Source organism: Colwellia meonggei, assembly GCF_057537295.1.
The window spans coordinates 44,784-66,602 of record NZ_BAAJLZ010000007.1 but is presented as its reverse complement, the minus strand read 5'-3'; the positions used below and the strand labels follow the sequence as shown (position 1 = coordinate 66,602).

Annotated in this window: 18 protein-coding genes; 14 read left to right on the top strand and 4 right to left on the bottom strand. The window is 38.8% G+C overall.

Translation table 11 applies throughout. The features are described from left to right. Positions 1-34 precede the first annotated feature (34 nt). The 8 genes from hflK (at position 35) to AC27E9_RS15560 (ending at position 9,609) form a co-directional block, all read left to right on the top strand. Positions 35-1,180, top strand: coding sequence for an FtsH protease activity modulator HflK (gene hflK / locus AC27E9_RS15595; protein ID WP_487131770.1), 1,146 nt, complete (start codon positions 35-37; stop codon positions 1,178-1,180). Between the two features lie 3 nt (positions 1,181-1,183). Further along, positions 1,184-2,068: a protease modulator HflC gene (hflC, locus tag AC27E9_RS15590; RefSeq protein WP_487131768.1), complete on the top strand. Its 885-nt coding sequence runs from the start codon at positions 1,184-1,186 to the stop codon at positions 2,066-2,068. A gap of 366 nt (positions 2,069-2,434) precedes the next feature. Further along, positions 2,435-2,620 carry a DUF2065 domain-containing protein gene (locus AC27E9_RS15585; RefSeq protein ID WP_487131766.1) on the top strand — a complete coding sequence of 62 codons (186 nt, stop codon included), beginning with the start codon at positions 2,435-2,437 and terminating at the stop codon, positions 2,618-2,620. 125 nt (positions 2,621-2,745) lie between these two features. Continuing rightward, entirely contained in the window at positions 2,746-4,044 is a 1,299-nt protein-coding gene (locus tag AC27E9_RS15580; RefSeq protein WP_487131764.1) for an adenylosuccinate synthase, read from the top strand. Between the two features lie 559 nt (positions 4,045-4,603). After that, a complete protein-coding gene (locus AC27E9_RS15575) occupies positions 4,604-5,845 on the top strand; it encodes a malic enzyme-like NAD(P)-binding protein (RefSeq protein WP_487131763.1) in 1,242 nt (413 codons plus the stop codon). A 204-nt stretch (positions 5,846-6,049) separates the two neighbouring features. Then, positions 6,050-7,474 (top strand): sigma-54 interaction domain-containing protein, encoded by a 1,425-nt coding sequence (locus AC27E9_RS15570; RefSeq protein WP_487131761.1) that lies wholly within the window; start codon positions 6,050-6,052, stop codon positions 7,472-7,474. Positions 7,475-7,667: 193 nt separating this feature from the next. After that, on the top strand, positions 7,668-9,047 hold the full coding sequence (gene ccoG / locus AC27E9_RS15565) for a cytochrome c oxidase accessory protein CcoG (RefSeq protein WP_487131759.1): 1,380 nt from the start codon (positions 7,668-7,670) through the stop codon (positions 9,045-9,047). Positions 9,048-9,195: 148 nt separating this feature from the next. Then, a complete protein-coding gene (locus AC27E9_RS15560) occupies positions 9,196-9,609 on the top strand; it encodes a VOC family protein (RefSeq protein ID WP_487131757.1) in 414 nt (137 codons plus the stop codon). 66 nt (positions 9,610-9,675) lie between these two features. On the opposite strand, the gene metJ is transcribed toward AC27E9_RS15560, so the two are convergent. After that, positions 9,676-10,008, bottom strand: a complete 333-nt coding sequence (gene metJ, locus AC27E9_RS15555) for a met regulon transcriptional regulator MetJ (RefSeq protein ID WP_487116647.1) — start codon at positions 10,006-10,008, stop codon at positions 9,676-9,678. Positions 10,009-10,239: 231 nt separating this feature from the next. Here metJ and metB point away from each other — a divergent pair, with 231 nt between their 5' ends. Together metB and metL are read left to right on the top strand one after the other, a co-directional pair. Next, entirely contained in the window at positions 10,240-11,397 is a 1,158-nt protein-coding gene (metB, locus tag AC27E9_RS15550; RefSeq protein WP_487131755.1) for a cystathionine gamma-synthase, read from the top strand. Between the two features lie 60 nt (positions 11,398-11,457). After that, positions 11,458-13,965, top strand: a complete 2,508-nt coding sequence (gene metL / locus AC27E9_RS15545; protein ID WP_487131753.1) for a bifunctional aspartate kinase/homoserine dehydrogenase II — start codon at positions 11,458-11,460, stop codon at positions 13,963-13,965. Positions 13,966-14,077: 112 nt separating this feature from the next. Here metL and AC27E9_RS15540 read toward each other — a convergent pair whose 3' ends face one another. Continuing rightward, positions 14,078-14,743: a TorF family putative porin gene (locus AC27E9_RS15540; protein WP_487131751.1), complete on the bottom strand. Its 666-nt coding sequence runs from the start codon at positions 14,741-14,743 to the stop codon at positions 14,078-14,080. 339 nt (positions 14,744-15,082) lie between these two features. Here AC27E9_RS15540 and rpe point away from each other — a divergent pair, with 339 nt between their 5' ends. After that, positions 15,083-15,754: a ribulose-phosphate 3-epimerase gene (gene rpe, locus AC27E9_RS15535; RefSeq protein ID WP_487131749.1), complete on the top strand. Its 672-nt coding sequence runs from the start codon at positions 15,083-15,085 to the stop codon at positions 15,752-15,754. Between the two features lie 43 nt (positions 15,755-15,797). Further along, positions 15,798-16,802 carry a tryptophan--tRNA ligase gene (gene trpS / locus AC27E9_RS15530; protein ID WP_487131747.1) on the top strand — a complete coding sequence of 335 codons (1,005 nt, stop codon included), beginning with the start codon at positions 15,798-15,800 and terminating at the stop codon, positions 16,800-16,802. 67 nt (positions 16,803-16,869) lie between these two features. Here trpS and AC27E9_RS15525 read toward each other — a convergent pair whose 3' ends face one another. Continuing rightward, positions 16,870-17,841, bottom strand: a complete 972-nt coding sequence (locus AC27E9_RS15525) for an FHA domain-containing protein (RefSeq protein ID WP_487131745.1) — start codon at positions 17,839-17,841, stop codon at positions 16,870-16,872. Continuing rightward, positions 17,832-19,085, bottom strand: coding sequence for a S1 family peptidase (locus AC27E9_RS15520; RefSeq protein WP_487131744.1), 1,254 nt, complete (start codon positions 19,083-19,085; stop codon positions 17,832-17,834). The genes AC27E9_RS15525 and AC27E9_RS15520 overlap by 10 nt, the downstream gene beginning before the upstream one ends. 298 nt (positions 19,086-19,383) lie before the next feature. Here AC27E9_RS15520 and AC27E9_RS15515 point away from each other — a divergent pair, with 298 nt between their 5' ends. Both AC27E9_RS15515 and feoB read left to right on the top strand, forming a co-directional pair. Then, positions 19,384-19,614 carry a FeoA family protein gene (locus AC27E9_RS15515; RefSeq protein WP_487131742.1) on the top strand — a complete coding sequence of 77 codons (231 nt, stop codon included), beginning with the start codon at positions 19,384-19,386 and terminating at the stop codon, positions 19,612-19,614. After that, positions 19,611-21,791, top strand: coding sequence for a ferrous iron transport protein B (gene feoB / locus AC27E9_RS15510; protein WP_487131740.1), 2,181 nt, complete (start codon positions 19,611-19,613; stop codon positions 21,789-21,791). The genes AC27E9_RS15515 and feoB overlap by 4 nt, the downstream gene beginning before the upstream one ends. Positions 21,792-21,819 lie beyond the last annotated feature (28 nt).

Sequence of the window (21,819 nt, the reverse complement as noted above, 5' to 3'; positions counted from 1 at the left end):
GTTTAGGCATTAATTTTTTATAGCGGAGAGTACCATGGCTTGGAATGAACCGGGGAATAACGATAAAGATCCCTGGAAAAATAAAGGTGGCAAAAATCAAGGTCCACCAGATTTAGACGATTTGTTAAAAGATATCGGCAACAAGTTTGGCGGTGTTTTTGGTGGTAATAAATCAGGTGGCGGTTCTGGAAAAAGCCTTTCTAGTGTCGGTATTATGGTGCTATTAATTGCGGCTATTTTGGTTTACGCCTTCACTGGCTTCTACACCATTAAAGAAGCTGAGAAAGGTATTGTATTACGCTTTGGTCAGTACGCAGGCACAGTAGAACCTGGTTTACGTTGGAAGTGGACATTTGTTGAACGCATTATTCCAGTTGATATGCAAACCACTCGTGATTTGCCTTCTGCTGGTTTTATGCTGACACAAGATGAAAACGTTGTTCGTGTAGAAATGCAGATCCAGTATCGTGTTGTCGATGCACGTAACTATGTATTTAGTGTTACTGATGCTGATGACAGTTTAAGTCAATCACTTGATAGTGCGTTACGTTACGTTATTGGTCATTCGTCAATGGATGATATTTTAACAAGTGGACGTGAAGAAGTTCGCCAAGCGGTACGTGTACAGTTAGAAAAAATAATTGAACCATACAACTTAGGTTTGATTATTGTTGATGTTAACTTTAAAGATGCTCGTCCTCCTGAAGAAGTAAAAGATGCCTTTGATGATGCTATTGCTGCACAAGAAGATGAAGTAAGATTTTTACGTGAAGCTGAAGCATATGCTAGAGGAATTGAGCCGCGTGCTCGTGGTCGTGTTAAGCGTTTAGAGCAAGAAGCATTAGCGTATAAATCGCAAACAGTGTTAGATGCGGAAGGTGAAGTGGCACGCTTTAATAAACTTTTACCTGAATACCAAGCGGCTCCGGAAGTAACACGCCAACGTATGTATTTAACAGCAATGGAAAAAGTTTACAGTAATACCAGTAAAGTGATGGTAGATGTTGATGGCGGTAATAACATGATGTATTTGCCACTGGATAAAATTATGCAGCAACAATCAACTGGGCAGCGCGTAATTCAACAATCGCTACCAAGTGTAAACCAATTGCCAGCGTCAACGAACAGTGCGCCAGCATTGTCGGGTCGAAGCGATCGATTCAATAGTGGGAGAAATTAAGCCATGAAAAATTTCCTATTGGCCATAGTTGCCCTACTATTTGTCTTAACAGTTTCATCAGTTTTTATTGTTTTTGAAGGCCAACGCGGTATCGTGTTCCAGTTCTCAAAAATTAAACGTGACGGTGATAGTGGTGATATGAAAGTGTACGAGCCTGGCCTACATTTTAAATTTCCATTTATTAACACGGTACGTAAACTTGATGCGCGTATCCAAACCTTAGATGAAGCGCCTGATCGTTTTGTAACATCTGAGAAAAAAGATCTAATGGTTGACTCATTTGTTAAATGGCGAATCGTTAACTTCTCAACATATTACTTACGTACCTCAGGTTCTATCGATAATGCCCGCGCATTATTAAAACAAAAAGTAAATAATGGCTTACGTACTGAATTTGGTACCCGCACCATTAAAGAGATTGTTTCTGGCGATCGTGATGCAATTATGGCGAAAGCGCTTGAAAGCGCTGCAAGTAGCCGTGAAGATCTTGGTATTGAAGTAATTGATGTACGTATTAAAGCGATTAATTTACCTACGGAAGTAAGTAATTCAATTTATGATCGTATGCGTGCTGAGCGTACAGCTGTTGCTAAAGAGCATCGCTCTCAAGGTCAAGAACAAGCAGAAATTATTCGTGCAACTATTGATGCAAAAGTAACAGTAATGTTAGCAGAAGCACAAAAGAGTGCGCGAGAAATACGTGGTGAAGGTGATGCATTAGCTGCGAAAGTTTATGCTGATTCATACGGACAAGATGCCGAGTTTTTTAACTTTTTCCGTAGTTTAGAAGCCTATGAAAAAAGCTTTAGCTCTAAGAATGATATCTTAGTTGTTAAGCCTGATAGTGATTTCTTCGGCTATTTAAAAGACGGTAAAAAAGACAAGTAAACTTTTTTGAGTTTATTTTGAAAGCCATGACACCTGTCATGGCTTTTTTATGTACAGGATGTACGGTATAACGCAGTCACATGGATGTGAAAGAGCGTATATGTATAGAATGTTTGGTTAGTTTTTTTGTTCCAGACAAAAATTAAGTACCAGCATCCATGCAGGCAATAACGAGGGTACAGGTCGTTCCTTGCTATCCATGGCATCACGACATTAATATATCCATATATGTCGATGTGAAAGAGTGTGTATGTATCGGTCTCTCTCATGCATTCTGTATTTCGAGGCACAAAAGCATATAACTACAAAATAAATTGACGTAATTTGATGGTATAACAAACAGGTATCATCGGATAAGGAGCGTTTGTGACCACTACATTGTTGATGGCCATTGCCATTGCACTCATTATTGAAGGTTTGATTCCTGCGCTGTTTCCTAATAAGTGGCGTGCTTATGTATTGAAGTTAGCCAACGAACCAGTGACCGCAATACGACAAATTGGCATTTTTTTAGTCTTGATAGGTTTTGTCATGTTGTGGCTGATAAATTAATTTTTCGCTAAGCTACCTTGATAACTAACTTTTTTATAATCGAGTTAAAAATCGACAATAATTGCTTGGACTCAATATTTATATTTGATAGAATCCCCGCCTAATTTTCTTACCAATATGTGAACATGGGTAAAAACGTCGTAGTTCTAGGCACCCAATGGGGTGACGAAGGTAAAGGTAAAGTCGTCGACTTACTTACTGATAAAGCCAAATATGTAGTGCGCTATCAAGGTGGCCACAACGCAGGTCATACACTAGTCATTAACGGTGAAAAAACCGTATTACATCTTATTCCATCTGGCGTATTACGTGATAACGTAAAATGCTTAATTGGCAATGGTGTAGTTCTTTGTCCTAAAGCACTAATGACAGAAATGGCAATGTTAGAAGAGCGTGGCGTCCCTGTACGTGAACGTCTTTTAATTAGCGATGCATGTCCGTTAATTCTTCCTTACCATAATGCCTTAGATGCAGCGCGTGAAAAAGCACGTGGTAGCAAGGCTATTGGTACTACGGGTCGTGGTATCGGTCCAGCCTACGAAGATAAAGCTGCTCGTCGTGGTTTACGTGTTGGTGATTTATTTTGCTCAGAGTCATTTGCTGCAAAATTAAAAGAAATTATGGAATACCATAACTTCGTATTAACCACATACTACAAAGCTGAGCCAGTAAGCTATGAAGAAGTATTAGCTGATGCAATGGCTGTTGCTGAAACGATTAAGAGCATGGTTGCTGATATCTCTGAAATGTTAGATCAAGCGCGTAAAGCGGGTGAATCTATCATGTTTGAAGGTGCCCAAGGTACTTTACTTGATATCGACCATGGTACATACCCGTATGTAACATCTTCTAATACTACTGTTGGTGGTGTTGCGACAGGTAGTGGTTTTGGCCCTCGTTACTTAGATTATGTTTTAGGTATTACGAAAGCTTATACCACACGTGTTGGTTCTGGTCCTTTCCCTACGGAATTAGATGACGAAATAGGCCACCATTTAGGTACTGTTGGTCATGAATTTGGCGCAACTACCGGTCGTGAACGTCGTTGTGGTTGGTTTGATGCTGTAGCTATGCACCGTGCTGTGCAGGTAAACAGTATCAGTGGTTTCTGTTTGACTAAGCTTGATGTTTTAGATGGTTTAGAAACATTAAAAATCTGTGTTGGCTATAAAACTGCCGAAGGTGATGTGATCACTGTACCGCCGACAGCTGCAGAAGGTTACGAGAAAATCACACCAGTTTACGAAGAAATGCCAGGCTGGAGTGAAACTACTGTTGGTGCAACATCGCGTGATGCTTTGCCAGCAAATGCAATTGCTTACATTAAGCGCATTGAAGAAGTGACCGGTGTACCAGTAGATATTATCTCTACAGGCCCTGACCGTAACGAAACCATGATTTTAGTTAATCCTTTTGATGAGTAACTAAAAAATAATTAAGCATTAAAAACCACCTAAAAGGTGGTTTTTTTGTATCAGTAATTGTTTAAATATCCAATTTTGCTTTCCGTCACTTATTTTTAATTTCAACTGAAATGCTTTGCTAGCAATGATAATAGACCCAGCTCAGAGGTAGACCAGTTTTTATCTAAATTTATCAAATTGTCCCTAATTTCTGTTATCTGGCATGAAATGATACAAAATACCATCATCTTCCATATAAAACGCTTGTTTTAAACCTAAGTTTTATATTTAACTCTTTTACCGCTTAATAAAGTGTTCTAATCGTTATTTATCCATGAATAGTTACTTTTATATGCTGAATATTCAGCTAATTAATGTGAATTACGAAGTTGCTCAAGCTATATTATTTATAGCTTGTAGCGAATTAATATATATAAAAGAGCTTGAAATTAGCAAGTGCAATGCAATACTATAGAAAGTGTAAATATTGAATATAGATTTCATGAATCATTGTTTTAAAAAATATAACTCGTAAAACTGAACTAAATACGCGCATTAGCTTCACATATTAGGAATTGACATGACAGACCTTCGCCAACAAGCACTTGATTATCACGCATATCCAACTCCAGGAAAAATTAGCGTTGAATTAACAACTCCTGCTGAAACCAGCCAAGATCTCTCGTTGGCATATAGTCCTGGTGTTGCGGAGCCTGTTCGTGCCATTGCTGAAAATCCTGATGATGTTTATAAATATACTGGTAAAGGTAATACCGTAGCGGTTATTACAAATGGCACTGCTATATTAGGATTAGGAAACTTAGGGCCAATGGCATCTAAGCCAGTAATGGAAGGTAAAGCTCTACTGTTTAAACGTTTTGCAGGTATTAACTCATTTGATATTGAGGTAAAGCACAAAACAGTCGAAGATTTTGTTAATACTGTTGCCAACATTGCAGACAGTTTCGGTGGAATTAATCTTGAAGATATCAAGGCACCTGAATGTTTCGCTATCGAAAAAGCCCTTATCGAACGTTGTAAAGTGCCAGTATTTCATGATGATCAACACGGCACGGCGATAGTTACCGCCGCGGGTATGATCAACGCCTTAGAGATTCAAGGTAAAGAGCTACGCCATGCTAATATTGTTTGTATGGGCGCCGGCGCTGCAGCCATAGCTTGTATGGAGCTCCTTATTAAGTGTGGTGCACAACGCGAAAAGGTTTACATGTTAGATACCAAAGGTGTTATCCATACCCGTCGCGATGATTTAAATGAATATAAAAAGCTATTTGCTAATAATACTGATAAACGCACATTAGAAGAAGCTATTGATGGCGCAGATGTGTTTGTTGGTGTATCTGGGCCTGACGTACTATCACCCGAGCATGTTAAATTAATGGCGAACAATCCTGTTATTTTTGCTTGTTCAAACCCAGACCCAGAAATTAAGCCAGAGTTAGCTATGGCAACCCGTGATGATTTGATTATGGCAACTGGCCGCTCTGATTACCCAAACCAAGTAAATAATGTTCTTTGTTTCCCATTCATCTTCCGTGGTGCACTTGATGTGCGAGCAAGAACCATTAATGATGAAATGAAAATTGCTGCAGTACACGCAATTCGCGCTTTAGCAAAAGAAGAAGTGCCAGCTGAAGTGCTTGCTGCCAGCGGTAGTAAAAGTTTAACGTTTGGTAAGGATTATATTATTCCAAAACCTATGGATTCTCGATTACGCTCAGCAGTTGCAAAAGCTGTTGCGCAAGCTGCGGTTGACTCAGGTGTCGCAGGATTGGAGATGCCGGAAAATTATAACGGTTAATCGTTATAAACTAGGTTGTTAAATATCAAAAAGGGAAGCGAATAGCTTCCCTTTTTTGCACCCTTTATTAATTGAGAGTTTTAGTGAATAATACCCACGCTATATCGTGGGGATGTTGTTTGCTATATGTAACTATTAGTGACTCCCACTTTGATGAGCAAGCCGTTGTATATAAGTTGATAATTTTAGTTAATTTGGAATGACATGAATAAAGAAATTAAAGCCTATCTTGCTGATTCGGAGTTACTACTGAATGCAGTTGGTGAAGGTATTTATGGATTAGATGCTCAAGGTCTTGCTATTTTCATTAATCCGGCGGCAGAGGCAATGACTGGCTGGTCTTCGGAGGAGTTATTAGGGAAAAATATTCATCAATTTCATCATCACAGCTACAGTGATGGAGAACCATATCCTGCTTGCGATTGCAAAATATTTAATACCGCACTAGATGGTATTTCACGACAAGTTAGTGGTGAAGTTTTTTGGCGTAAAGATGGTAGTAGTTTTCCAGTTGAATATACCACGCAAGCAGTATACAAAAATGACAAAATTATCGGGGCTGTTGCAGTTTTTCGTGATGTCAGCCAACAACAAAAAATTGAATTAGCACTGCGTAGTGCCCTAGAAAACGTGCAGTCACTTACTGAGCAACTGCAGGCTGAAAACACTTACCTGCAAAACGAGCTAGCCCAAGAATGGTCATCCGCAGGCTTAGTGGGCAAGAGTTCAGTTGTAACTAAAATGCTTTCGCAAGTAGAGCTTGTCGCGCAAACTGATAGCACGGTTTTAATTTTAGGAGAGAACGGTACGGGTAAAGAGCTCGTAGCACGTAATATTCATGCTTTAAGTCAACGTAATGGCTCAACTATGGTAAAAGTAAACTGTGCTGCATTTACGCCAAGTTTGCTTGAATCTGAATTGTTTGGCCATGAAAAAGGTGCATTTACTGGTGCAACAGAGCGTCGAAAAGGTCGATTTGAATTAGCCAATGGCGGTACATTATTTCTTGATGAAATTGGTGAGCTCACCATGGAAGCGCAAGGAAAATTGCTACGTGTACTGCAAGAGCAAGAGTTCGAACGTGTTGGCGGCAGTGAAACAGTCTCGGTTAATATTCGTATTATTGCGGCAACAAATAAAGATCTATCGGCGATGGTCGCCAGTGGCGAGTTTAGAATAGACTTATTCTATCGACTCAACGTATTTCCGGTAACTGTACCGCCATTGCGAGACCGACGAGAAGACATTCCTCTACTATCGCAAGCCATTATTGCCACGTTAAATAAAAAACTTGGTAAAAGTATTACAGCCATTAGTAACAAAAGCTTAACCAAGTTAATGCAGTACCAATGGCCGGGCAATATTCGTGAATTGCAAAATGTACTTGAGCGCGAAATGATTCTGACTAAATCAAGAATTTTGAGCTTCAACTTTAAAAGTTCAGCAAAGACGCTCGAGTCCACTGAATATGAAACTTTAGCACAAGCCGAATACAAACATATTAGCAGCGTACTTAAAGCCTGTAAGTGGCGTATTGGTGGAAATTTAGGGGCTGCAAAGCAATTAGATTTACCTGAAAGTACTCTACGTTCTCGTATGAAGAAGTTAGGAATTATTAGGCCAAGCTAGTTTTTCTTTCTCCTATAAATAAGTATTAAACCGCGACATATCGCGATAGCGTGATATATCGTGCTTTTGGTCGTTGTTTATATTTCTTATTGTTTAATATTATTAATATAAAACAGATGCTTATTGCTTTTATTGTACTTGGAACACATATTGCTATTAGCGGGTATCCTGTTGTTCGTATTAGTAGTAAACCATGAAGTTTGATTATAAAGCAGAAGACTTGATTATTAAGCCCTATAAGTCTGAATCCCCCGTTTATGTCCGTAAACAAAAAGGACGTTACCAAAAAATTAGAAAGCTAACTGGCTTTGTATTTGTCATGATATTTGTTTTGTTACCTTGGGTTAATTACCAAGGTAATCAAGCGGTATTGCTTGATATTGGTAAGCAACAATTTCATATTTTTTCGCAAACCTTTTTCCCACAAGATTTCACTATATTAGCTGGTTTGTTGATAGTGAGTTGTTACTTACTCTTTTTTGTTACTACCTGGTTAGGGCGAATTTGGTGTGGTTACGTATGCCCGCAAACTGTATGGACATTTAGTTTTATTTGGGTTGAAGAGTGGTTAGAAGGTAGCAGAAATCAGCGTATCAAACGTGATAAACAGCCAAAAACACTAGATACCATTGCACGTAAGTCTGCCAAACACCTAGTTTGGGGACTAATGGCATTTTTAACCGCAACTACATTCCTGAGTTATTTTTTACCAACGCGTGAACTATATATTGATTTAGTTCAGCTTGATTGGACTGGTTTAACAACTTTTTGGGTAATGTTTTTTGCTATTTGTACCTATGGCAATGCCGGTTGGTTGCGCGAAAAAATGTGTATTTACATGTGCCCGTATTCACGCTTTCAGTCTGCGATGTTTGATAAAAATACATTGTTGGTGGCTTACGATAAATTGCGTGGTGAAAATCGTGGTCGTCGAAAACGCAAGCAAGATCCTAAAGAGTTAGGCTTAGGTGATTGTGTAGACTGTAATCTTTGTGTTGAAGTTTGTCCTGTTGGCATAGACATTCGTAATGGTTTGCAATATGAATGTATTAATTGTGGTGCGTGTGCAGATGCTTGTGATCAGACTATGACGCAGTTTAATTACGCTAAAGGGTTGATTAGTTATACCAGTGAAAATGCATTACTCGGTAAAAAAGCAAAACTATTACGCTCTAAAATTGTGGGTTATGGCGTGTTATCTATATTAGCAATGGTTTTTATGGCGTATACCATTCAGGTGCGAATACCGATTGAGTTCTCGGTATTGCGTGATCGTGGTACGTTATTTCAAGTTGATTTTCATGATAATGTAACCAACAGCTATTTACTAAAAATTACTAATAAATCTCAGCTAAATCGTCACTTTAACGTTAGTGTTCTTAACAATAATGTCAGCTTAAGTGCTGAGAGCAACATACTTATTAAAGCTGGAGAAATTGCCAGTGTGCCAGTGCATTTGACTATAACACCAGAAGAAATCAAAGAGCGTGTCAGCGAAGTTTCTCTGCAAGTAAGTGTCAGTGATATGCCGGAGGTTAAAGCGATTACAGAGACGAAGTTTTTTTCAAATTAATTTGGTGTGTAGATTAGGTTGTTTAACCAAGGCGTCGATGGGACGCCTTTTTTTTGCTTAAAAATTACATAAAGCCTGACTTATTGTTTAGATAAAAATGCAGTAAAATAATGATATTACCTAGCCATGACGTAACAAAAAAATTTGCATGACAAACTCTATTAAACAGAATATTTCAAATATTGCTTTAGTTGTTGAAAACTATGATGACGCTATTAAATTTTATACTGAGAAACTAAACTTCCAACTTATTGAAGATACCGACTTAGGTGCTGGTAAACGTTGGGTACAAATTGCCCCACCGAATTCAAATGGTACAAATTTGTTATTGGCGCAAGCAAGTAACAATGAACAAAATAACGCTATTGGTAACCAAGCCGGTGGAAGGGTATTCCTTTTTCTACAAACCAATGACTTTTGGCGTGACTATGAGCATATGAAAAGCCAAGGTGTAGAATTCACTGAGGAACCGCGTGTGGAAGAATATGGCACTGTGGTGGTTTTTAAAGATTTATATGGTACTAAATGGGATTTATTACAGCTTAATAATCCAAGTTTCTAAATAGGAAGTTAATTAACAAAAAAGGCGCTTAAAGCGCCTTTTTTAATATTGAGCTATGAGCTCTATCTAATCTTCTACTTCTGTTTCGTATTCACTAAAGTCAGTCACACCTTGTGCTTCTAACGCTTTACGAACACTCGCAGGTAGTTTTTGTGTATTGTCTTTAGCTAGATCACCATCATCTGGTAAGGGTTGGCCAGTAAAAGCATGTAAAAATGCTTCACATAATAGTTCGCTATTCGTTGCATGACGCAAGTTATTAACCTGACGACGTGTTCTTTCATCAGTTAACACTTTTAATACACGTAAAGGGATAGACACGGTGATCTTTTTAACTTGCTCACTTTTTTTCCCGTGCTCGGCGTAAGGGTTAATATACTCGCCATTCCACTCTGCCATGAATATTCCTCTATGCTTAAATAATTATGAAAAACCTATAATTAGCTTATCTGGTATACCAGTAAGTTATAAGTTTATTCTTGACCGCTAATTTTACTGGTTGTGAGGCGTGAGTCAATAACGAATGTGTAGAGGGTTAGATGTCTAAAGTTCTTGACCATCTCTTACAAACCGTTTAGATTTATAGACGTCCAAACATCTACATAGAAAAGCGTCTATACAGGAGCACACATGAGTGATAAAAAAATTGCCACTACTGCGGTTCGCGCAGGTATCAATAGCGACCAGCATCATGGTGCTGTCATTCCTGCAATTCACCTTTCCAGTACGTATGCATTAAAGGGTTTCAATGAGAAACGTCAGTTTGATTATTCTCGTACGGGCAACCCAACTCGTGCTACTTTTGCTCAAGCTATTGCAGATTTAGAGCAAGGTGCGTTAGGTATTGTCACTAGTACAGGTATGTCAGCGGTGCATTTGATTTGTCAGCTGTTAAATACTGAAGATACTGTAGTTATCCCGCACGACTGTTATGGTGGTAGTTTTCGATTATTTACACATTTAGCAAAACGTGGACAATTTAAGTTGGTTGTAGTTGACCAAAATGATCAGCAGGCGCTAGCAGAGGCCTTAGCAAGCAAACCAAAATTAGTTTTAATCGAAACGCCAAGCAATCCATTACTACGCTTAGTTGATATTGAAGATATTACTAAGCAGGCTCATCAAGCAGGTGCGTTAGTGGCTGTTGATAATACTTTTTTATCGCCGGCTTTGCAGCAACCTTTATTATTGGGCGCTGATATTGTATTTCATTCCACTACTAAATATATCAATGGCCATAGTGATGTAGTTGGCGGTGTTTTGGTTACCAAAGAGCAAGCATTAGGTGAAGAGTTGGCATGGTGGGCAAATTGTATCGGCATTACTGGCTCGGCCTTTGACAGTTTTCTTGCATTACGTGGTCTAAAAACGTTGCCGATCCGGATGAAGCAACATCAAATTAATGCCAATGCGGTAGCCGCTTTCTTGCAAGAACACCCCGCCGTTGAACGTGTCTATTTCCCTGGACTAGCGGATCATCCACATCATGAATTAGCAAAGAAACAGCAACATGACTTTGGCGCCATGATGAGTTTTGAACTTAAAGGCGGTGTTGAAGCAGTAAAGGTACTGTTTGATAAACTAGAATTTTTTACCTTAGCGCAATCATTGGGTGGCGTTGAAAGTTTGATCAGTCATCCTTCAACTATGACACACGCCGGCATGGAAATTGAAGCTCAGCTTGCTGCGGGTATTACGCAGTCATTAGTACGATTGTCAGTAGGCATAGAAGATATCGATGATATTTTAGCTGACTTAGCAAAAGCACTTGCTGCTAGCCAAGTTTAATCAACGTAGTAGCTAAAGAATTAGCAATCAGATAAATATTTATAAGTGTTTGGAAATAAAATGACAGACGTAAATTCAGCGGTAGAGCTTTCTTCCACAAAAAACCAGCTGGCTAAGGCCGCTTGTAATGTTCATAAGTTTGGCGGCAGCAGTTTAGCAACGTCAGCTTGTATCGAGCGCGTAGTTGATATTATTCGTCAACACTGCCAGCTCAATGATGTCATTGTTGTTTCTGCAAATGGCAGTACCACAGATTCATTGTTTGCAATTTACCAATTGGCACAAGAGCACTATGAACATAAGCAAGCAGAACCTGTCGGTAATCATACGGGCTTAGCGGTAGATGTGCTGCCTGAATCGCTGGCCGAGGCTATTTTTGAGCTAAGTGCTTCGCAAGCTAAGCTAATTGATGAACTACTCAATGCCAGCAGTGCTGCGAGGTTAAAGGCACTATTGGCTGATGATATTGCCAATATTTCAACGCACTTGTTGAATAACCCGGATCGTTATCAAAATGATTTATTAGCCTTCGGTGAGGTTTGGTCAGCAAGATTATTATCAGCGGTACTAAATGAACAAGTTTGTCCAAGCTATATGCTAGATGCGAGAGACTTTTTGTTATTAAGTAATGAAAAAACTTGTGCTATTGACTACTCAGCAAGTCAGAATAAGCTTTTACCACTACAGCAACAAAATCAGCTTGTAATTGTAACTGGCTATATTGCACGCAATCAGCAGCAACAAGCTTGTACGTTAGGGCGTAATGGTAGTGACTACTCGGCAACTATTATGGCTGCTTTATCGGGTGCTCGAAATGTCACTCTTTGGACCGATGTTGATGGTATTTATAGTGCCGATCCAAGAGTCGTGCCTCTGGCAAGAAAATTACATCGCTTGCCCAACGCCGTAGCAAATGAACTGGGCCGATTAGGCAATCCGGTGCTACATGCAAAAACTCTACAACCATTAACAAGTCATAATACCCATTTACACGTTGCTAGTAGCTTTGCACCCGAAATAAGTGGCAGCGAAATTGGTAAATTTGGCCAAATAGCCAAACAAGAAATTTCAGTGACCTATTTAAATGACCTTATTCTTGCTACTTCTGTAAGTTTTCTTGGTGAATCAGGTGCGCGTGCAGTCAAAGAGTTCGCACCTGTATGTTACAACTTAGATGAAGGTTATTTGGTGGTGACGCAAGAGCAACAAAAGTCATTAAGCCAGTGGCTAGCAAGTCATGATACTGAAGTCTCTTTCAAACCCGTAGCTATTGTGGCCACGGTTGGTTATCAAGTTGCACAACAAGGCGGTATGCGGGCAAGGTTTAAAAGGGCATTAAAGCACCAACAAACACTACATTTTGTTCATGCTGAAAATCAGCATAGCTACATTGCGGTGCTACCAGAAGCCTGTACCGGAGAGTTGCTCAATAACATTCATGGGGACATGACTAAAGATGCGAGAAATATTGCTTTAGTTATTGCGGGATTGGGTAATATCGGGCAACGTTTTTTAGAAATATTACCAAATCAATTGGCACGCTTACCAGTATTGGAAAACCTTCATTTGGTCGGCTTAGTTGGCTCTAAAAAGGCCTTAATTAATACCGATGGTATTGAAGTTAATAACGCATTGGTTCATTACCAGCAACAAGCTAAAGCCTATGAGAATGAGCAATTAATAGATTGGTTAACAAATCACCCCTATGATGAATTGGTTGTTGTTGATATCACCCCAAGTGAATCATTTAGCAAGTTATATCAGCAATTTTTCGCTCAAGGTATTCATGTTATTGGCGCAAATAAATGGGCCGCCTCTTCGCCGACAGAAAATTATCAGCAATTGTTGAACAGTGCAAAAGAGCATAATAGTTACTGGTTAGGTAATACTACTGTTGGAGCGGGCTTACCGATTAATTCCACTATTGAAGAGTTAATCAACAGTGGTGATAATATTATTGAAATTTCAGGTATTTTCTCTGGTACGTTATCTTGGCTGTTTCAATATTATGATGGTATAACGCCATTTTCTGAATTGCTTAAAAATGCTTTGGCACAGGGAATTACCGAGCCGGATCCGCGAGAAGATTTGTCGGGCAGAGATGTCCAACGTAAATTATTAATATTGGCACGAGCCGCTGGCTTTGAGCTTTCTTTAGAAGATATTGATTGCCAGAGTTTAGTACCAGATTCGTTAAGGGATGTTTCGTTACATGAGTTTCTTGAGCGAACCGAAGAACTAAATGATTTATTTTTACTACGTTTAAGTCAAGCTAAGGAAAAGTCATGTGCTATTCGCTATGTGGCTAAATTCTCGAAAGAAAATGGTCGCTTAAGCGCAAAAGTAAGTTTAGAAGAGCTAAGCTATCGGCATGCATTTACCCAGTTAACGCCATGTGACAATGTCTTTCAAATTAAAAGTGAGTGGTATCAGGAAAACCCGCTGATTATTCGGGGTCCTGGTGCGGGTCGAGATGTCACCGCAGGTGGTATTCATGCTGATTTAGTTACTGTTTGCCAGCGACTTAGCCATCGCCAGCAGCAAGTAAAAATTAAAGGGTTAAACTAGCCTAATATTCGTTAGTTTCAAATTGGTAATAGCCATAAAAACTGGTGCTTAGCAAAGTAAAAATGCGCGTGTAATTTCTAAAAGTTACACGCGCTTTTATGACGATTACTTCTTACAAGTCTAGATCTATGCTGTAACTAACAACAAAATTAATGTCGCCGTCAGCGCCATCAATATCAGTATCAGAAATAGCGAAAGTAAAGCCATTTTTACTTAAGCTAATACCGTAATCAACGTAATCGCCACCCGCGTCAAAGTCATAACTACCAACATGAAGGCCGAGCTCTAAACCTTCAGAAATTTCGAAGGCAGCGTCTGCAGATATATAGGTGTCATCTCCGAAGTCACCATCGGCATCTGAATCAACTAGGGTATTATAGGTAATTGAAAAAGCGTCGTATGAAAGTGAAAAGTTAACTTCACTAAAGTCGGCACCAGCATCACTATCGTACGCGTAATAAATATAGCCAATACTGTAACCTAAGCCATTATCCAATTCATTTGAATAGGCGGCATAAAGGTCGAGTTCATAGGTCATATTTTCGGCCCAATCAGCGTTTGATGCCCAAGTACCTACTGAGAACCCTGAAGCATTTTCATAATCTATACCGCCAGAAACTGCCGCGGAATTGGTGGTTTGTGTTACCCCACGCCATAGATAATTACTTGACGCTGAAGCATTTGCTGATAAACCTTCAATAGCGTGTGCTGATGCAGCGATAAGCATTGATGATGTGAATATGGCTGAAATAGATAAAGCTGTAATTGTTTTTTTCATGTTGGTTCCACTAAGTTTTATAATTACCGTGAACATTGCAAAGACAATGCCTGTGTAGAATAAATTTTATAAAGATATTTGTTATCAAATGGTTAAGTGGGAATCCTGAACGGCTTTTCTTTGTCCTTAATACCTTGCATGAACTGTCTTGGTGCAAGGAATATTCACTTATGTGCAAAAAAAGGGCATAAGCTTAAATATAATCATATGCAAAATTTTAGAAATTGCTGAATTTTATTACTTTTACTATTCTTTTTATCTCGATTTTTATCCTTGTTCTTGGTCGCAAAATTACGACAATTAAGTTAAAGTAGCGCAGAATTTATCGAGGGGATCACTATGTCTGATTTTTTAATTGCTCCATCAATTTTATCTGCTGATTTTGCGCGCTTAGGCGACGATGTGGCAAATGTACTTAAATCTGGCGCGGATGTTGTTCATTTTGATGTAATGGATAATCATTTTGTACCTAACCTTACCTTTGGCTCTATGGTATGTAAGTCATTAAGAGATTATGGAATTACAGCACCAATTGATGTGCATTTGATGGTGAAACCGGTTGATAGTTTGATCCCTGATTTTGCCAAAGCGGGTGCCGATATTATTACGTTTCATCCAGAAGCTAGTGATCATGTAGATAGAACTTTGCAGTTGATTAAAGATAACGGCTGTAAAGCTGGGCTAGTATTAAATCCCGCGACACCACTACATATTTTAGATTTTGTTATGGATAAATTAGACGTTATTTTATTAATGTCAGTTAATCCAGGTTTTGGCGGTCAATCATTTATTCCAACGACATTGGATAAGCTGCGCTTAGTACGTGAAAAGATTGATGCTAGTGGTTACGATATTCGTTTAGAGGTTGATGGCGGCGTGAAAGCCGACAACATTGCCGAAATTGCTGAAGCGGGCGCCGATATGTTTGTTGCTGGCTCGGCCATTTTTTCAAAACCTGATTACAAAGTCGCTATTGATGAAATGCGTGCTGAATTAGCAAAAGTAAAATAATTAGTTAGAAAACACTGAAATAAGCATAATTGAAGGATAACAAATGAGTAAACCTATTGTATTAAGTGGCTGCCAGCCGTCAGGCGAGTTAACTATTGGTAATTATCTTGGCGCGTTAAAGCAATGGGTGAGCATGCAAGATAGCCATGAGTGTTATTACATGTTGGTTGACCAGCATGCGATTACCGTGCGCCCAGATCCAGAAGCCTTACGTAAAGCAACTCTTGATGGATTAGCTTTATACTTAGCATGTGGTGTTGATCCTGAAAAAAGCACTATTTTTATTCAGTCACACGTGCCTGAACATGCACAGTTAAGTTGGGTGCTTAATTGTTATACTCAAATGGGTGAACTAAACCGAATGACGCAATACAAGGATAAGTCGTCAAAATCGGAAGCTAATATGAACTCTGGATTATTCACCTATCCGGTATTAATGGCGGCTGACATATTATTATATGGTGCTAACCAAGTTCCTGTAGGTGATGACCAAAAGCAACACTTGGAATTAGCTCGCGACATAGCAACACGCTTTAATAATCTGCACGGTGAAACATTTAAAGTACCAGAGCCTTATATTCCAGAATTTGGTGCTCGAGTAATGAGCTTATTAGAGCCAACGAAGAAAATGTCAAAGTCTGATACTAACCCAGGCAACTTTATTGGTTTATTAGAAGATACTAAGAAAATTACTAAGAAAATTAAACGTGCTGTGACTGATTCAGACGAGCAGGCGAATATTTATTTTGATATTGCTGAAAAGCCGGGTGTGTCTAACTTATTATCACTTTTATCATGTACTACAGGTAAGACAGTTGCTGAGCTTGTACCTGAATATGAAGATAAAATGTATGGACACTTAAAAGGTGACGTCGCAGAAGCTGTTGTTGCTTTGTTAGCGCCAATTCAAGAGCGTTATCATGAAATTCGTAATAACCAAGCATACTTAGATGAAGTCATGCGTAAAGGTGCAGAAAAGGCATCTGCTAGAGCGAGCAAGTTACTTGCTGAGGTTTACCAAGCGATAGGTTTTATCGCGAAACCTTAAGCTTATTTAAAGTTAGATAAAAAAAAAGCCTGAGTAAACTCAGGCTTTTTTATGTTCAGTAATATTATTACTTATCTTTTTTGTCTTTCTCAGCTATTTCTGTGGCTTTCTCAAACAATATTGCGCTATCACTAACAAACGACTTAACGTCATTACTTGGCGTAAACAAAAATGTTGGTGACATTATTGTGGTGTTAAATTGTGGACGTGGATTAAAGTTCGGTTTTTTGCTCATTTGCACTATAAAACTGCCGCCAAATAATAATATTACCAAGCCAGCCGCAACCACATTTCTACGCCTAGTTGTCATATGAAAACCAACATAGCAGTTCAGCCAAAACAGGCCGTATGCTAAAACCAGTGGAATAATGGTGATTAACCAAATCATCGAGAAGTTACTTGAGGTATTAAACTGGATAATATTTTCGAAAATATCGCTTAACCACATGAGATTGAAAAATATAAAACTAATGCCAATTTGTGTCCAAAAACGAGCATCATGCTTAGTTAAATGTGAAACAAGGGCAATACAGCCTGGCCATAATGCAAAGCCAAGAGTTAAGCCTATTGTTGGCACCAACATCTGTGTCAACGAGACTTCTTTAGCGTTATTTAAATTAATAATCCAGCAGGCGATACAGGCGAATAACGTCACGCTTAGTGCAAGTACTGCCGGATGTTTAGCTAAATTAATTAGACTTTCAAATGGACTTATTGCAATGCTTGGTGTGACAGGGTGGCTTGGAAAAACAAAGCGTACTTGGCTTTTACCAATAGTGACAATATCACCGGATTGTATTTTGTGGTGAATAATATTTTCTTTGCTGTGTTCAAGAAAACTACCATTTACTGAGCCTTGATCGTTTACAAACCAATACTCACCATCAAAATGGAGTTGTAGGTGATCAGCACATACATGTGGATCGCTTATGATCAGGTCGTTGTCGTACCCTCGCCCAATAGTAATATTATTTGATGAAAATTTATGACGACCTAATAATTTATGACCATATGTGATTTCTTCAATGATTAGTTCCATTTGACCGACTCCATAAACTTAGTCAAAAAGGCAAGTGACGTTTCCTCTGCGACACCTGAAATAGTGAAGTGGCTAAGCAAAGCATATTGCTCGTGGTCAATAGAAATACCTATATATAAGACATCAAATAACTCTGGAAATGCCTTATATGCGCGGGTGCAAAACACCGCCTTACTATTAATGTTGCTCTGCTCTGGCATAACTATATCGTGATGACATTGATATTCAGTCACATCGTCTTTGCCAGCTTTATTGCCCGGTGCAACTTGGTTTAATTGGCGTTCAAATATATGATAAAACTTAGTGCTACCTATTTTGTTTGACTCCATGTAGCGATATTCCATCTCCAATGAACCCGTAAAGAAGTCAGATGAGATATAGGTGTTTTCATCGAGATCGCAGTTTGCTACAGCGGCCATAATTTGGGCATCGGCTTTGTCAGAATTTGACTCCCCCCAACAACGTATAAAAGGCACATCTATAGTTGGAATTAAGCCGCGACCTAATTTTTTTAGCTGCCAATCACTGGCTAATACTGTATTGATAAGCTTTTCTTGATTGCGCATTAATTGCGCTGTCATTTGCAGTTCTATACTTTTGGGTGCACCTTGTTTGTACTCTTGAAATAGCGCTTGTAGCTTATCGTGTGGTACTAAAAAGCCAATTTGGTTACCTGAAGTTGCGACATTAATACCAACAACTTGGGTTTCTTTGTTGACCACCGGGCCACCACTCATGCCAGAGTTTACTGAGCCAGTGAAGTGAATTCGATCATTGAAAGATTCATTCTTTAAGCCGTTGTAGGTACCTGGCACTACTATCATGCCTAAGTCATGTGGATTACCTAATGAATAGAGTTCTTCCCCTTTAGTTGGAGCCACTTTAGCAATATCAAAAAATGGCATTTCCTCATTAACTTCACGTTGCACTATTGCTAGGTCATTAATAACATCAACACTCTTTAAGGTGAGTGCTGCTTTATTACCTTTGTTGTCTAGATACTCAATGTTGTATTTATGCGGGTGACGGGCAAAGCCTGAGATAACATGATAATTGGTGGCAATTAGACCGTCGCTGCTGATTTGAAAACCTGAGCCGATTGATGATTTTTCACCACTGGCTTTGTCTATTAAGCGAATTTGATAAAGTGAGGGTGCCAATTTTTTAAAAATTTCTTCGGCCTGCTCAACTGCATAACTTATCGAACTAACACTGATAAGTAGCAGAGCAAAAATTACTTTCATTGAATATCCTTTTTAATTATTACTTAGCTATTGTGCCATTGAATTCAATTTTGTCATCATTTATCCGACCATATGCTGCTTTTATTCGATGCTTTACTGAGCATATTGAACAATATTACAAATAACTAAGCTGACTGTTAACTATGAGTACATGCATAGTTAATTGTTCAAACTAATTTGTTGGAAAAAAATTCGCTTATTACTGTGTTAGATCAATAGCTGTAAATTTATTATGTTGTCGCATCGTGCGAGTTTTAGTATTATTAAATGATAATTATTCTCGTTTGTTAGTGGCGTTATGACCTTATCCGAATTATCTGTTAATCAGCAAGCTCGTATTTGTATTTTACCTGAAAACTTTGATTTAAGTGCGCAGCTTATCGAACAAGGCTTTGCGTTAAAAACAGAAATATCTTTAGCACATAAAGCACCTTTTAATGGCCCGCTTGCTTTCAATTTACATGGCACAAAAATGTCGATACCACGTGCTATTGCCAAACAAATAAAAATTGAGTTGTTAAATAAATGATAAAACAAAATGTTGTCTTGGTTGGATTTGCAAATTCAGGCAAAAGTACCTTATTTAATGCTTTAACTGGTGCTAAACAAAAAACAGGTAATTGGACAGGTGTAACAGTTGCCTCAAAACAGCAACAATGCACCCTTAATAATATTAGTACATTGTTAACCGATTTACCTGGCATTAGCTCATTGGCTAAGCGAAGCCAGCAAGGGAAAGATCTATCAATAACGCAAGAATTTCTTAAGCAGCAACCAATTGATTATTTAATTAACGTTATTGATGCAACGCAGCTTAAACGTCAGCTTTATTTAACGACACAATTATTGGAACTAGGCATACCTATGGTGGTAGTGCTTAATAAAAGTGATCGTAAGGAAGCTGAGGAAATTGATGAAAAGCAACTTGCAATAGCGCTTGGTTGCTCTGTGGTAAGTGAGAATAGTACCGGAAAAGCTGCCGGACAAGCTCTTAGTGAAGCACTTAAAAATGCACCGAGAAGTAGAGAAGAAAAGCACCTATTGAATTTACCAGATACTTTGAGTGATTTTCAGGGAATGCCAGTATCTATAGAAATTCAAGCTTGTGCTAATGGCTCGTCGTGCCAATCGACCGACAAAAATGCTATGGCAGTTATGCAAGCAAGGTACAGTTTTATACAACATGTAATGGATGAGGTAACAGTATCACCAACAGAGCATCAAAACTTTAGTCATAAGCTAGACCGTTGGATGTTACACCCAATTTTAGGCATTCCAATTTTTCTTGGCATGATGTACCTATTATTTATGTTCGCCATTAATGTTGGTAGTGCATTTATCGACTTTTTCGATATCCTAGCTGGTGCAATATTTGTTGATTATCCGCTCCATTTTTTAACTAGCTTTAATTTACCTGCGTGGTTAACGACCATCATTAGTGGTATTGGACTGGGTATTCAAACGGTTGCTACTTTCATTCCTGTAATTGCCTGTTTATTTATTGGTTTGTCTTTACTTGAAAGTAGTGGTTATTTGGCTAGAGCAGCGTTTGTGGTTGACACTGCCATGCAGAAAATAGGCTTGCCTGGTAAGGCCTTTGTGCCACTAATTGTTGGCTTTGGCTGTACCGTACCTGCGGTAATGTCAGCGCGAATTTTAGATAATGAGCGAGAGCGAATAACGACGGTTATGATGTCGCCATTTATGTCTTGTGGTGCACGTTTACCTGTATATGCGTTATTTGCGGCAGCATTCTTTCCTGATTCCGGACAAAATATTGTATTTTTACTTTATCTTATTGGTATTGCGGCAGCACTTTTTACCGGTTTAATGCTGAAGAAAACCATTTTAATGGGCGGTAATTCAATTAATATTATGGAATTACCTTTGTATGAATGGCCAACATTGTCATTTTTATTAAAGCGTGTTTGGCAAAGAACTCGTTCATTTGTTTTAGGTGCAGGGAAAACCATTGTGGTGGTGGTATGTATTCTTAACTTCTTTAATTCATTAGGAACAGATGGTGAATTTGGTCATCACGATAGTGAAGACTCATTACTGAGTAAAAGCGCACAAGTTGTTACTCCTTTATTAGCGCCTATGGGAGTAAAAGAAGATAACTGGCAGGCAAGCGTTGGTATTATCACCGGCTTATTTGCTAAAGAGGCGTTAGTTGCAACCTTTAATAGCTTATACTCACCGGCATCAGAAGAAGCAAGTGAACCCGACTCATTAGCTGATTTATGGCAACAAGCGCTAACAAGTATATCTGACAACCTTCAAGGCATAGAAGCTGACGACCCACTAGGAACCGATATCGGTGATGTATCAAGCATCGAAATTGCCGCGCAAGAGCAGGGTGTTGAAGAAACCACAATTACCATAATGCAGGCAGCATTTGTTGGTAAAATAGGAGCTTTTAGTTACTTACTCTTTATTTTACTTTATACGCCTTGCGCAGCGGCAATGGGAGCAATAAAAAATGAGGTTGGTACACGTTGGGCTGTTTTCGCTGCGCTGTGGAGCTTTAGCTTAGCGTATTTAGCGGCTACAGCTAGCTACCAAGTTGCAGTTTTTACCACTGAACCATTATCAGCTTCTATTACTTTAGCGATAATTTTATTGGTTTTTTTAAGTATATACATTGGTTTGAAGCGCTTTGGCAAAAATATTTTAACGATTCCAACATTGGTCAGTTATCGTTAGTAAGATGGATTAAGTGAGTTGATGTAAA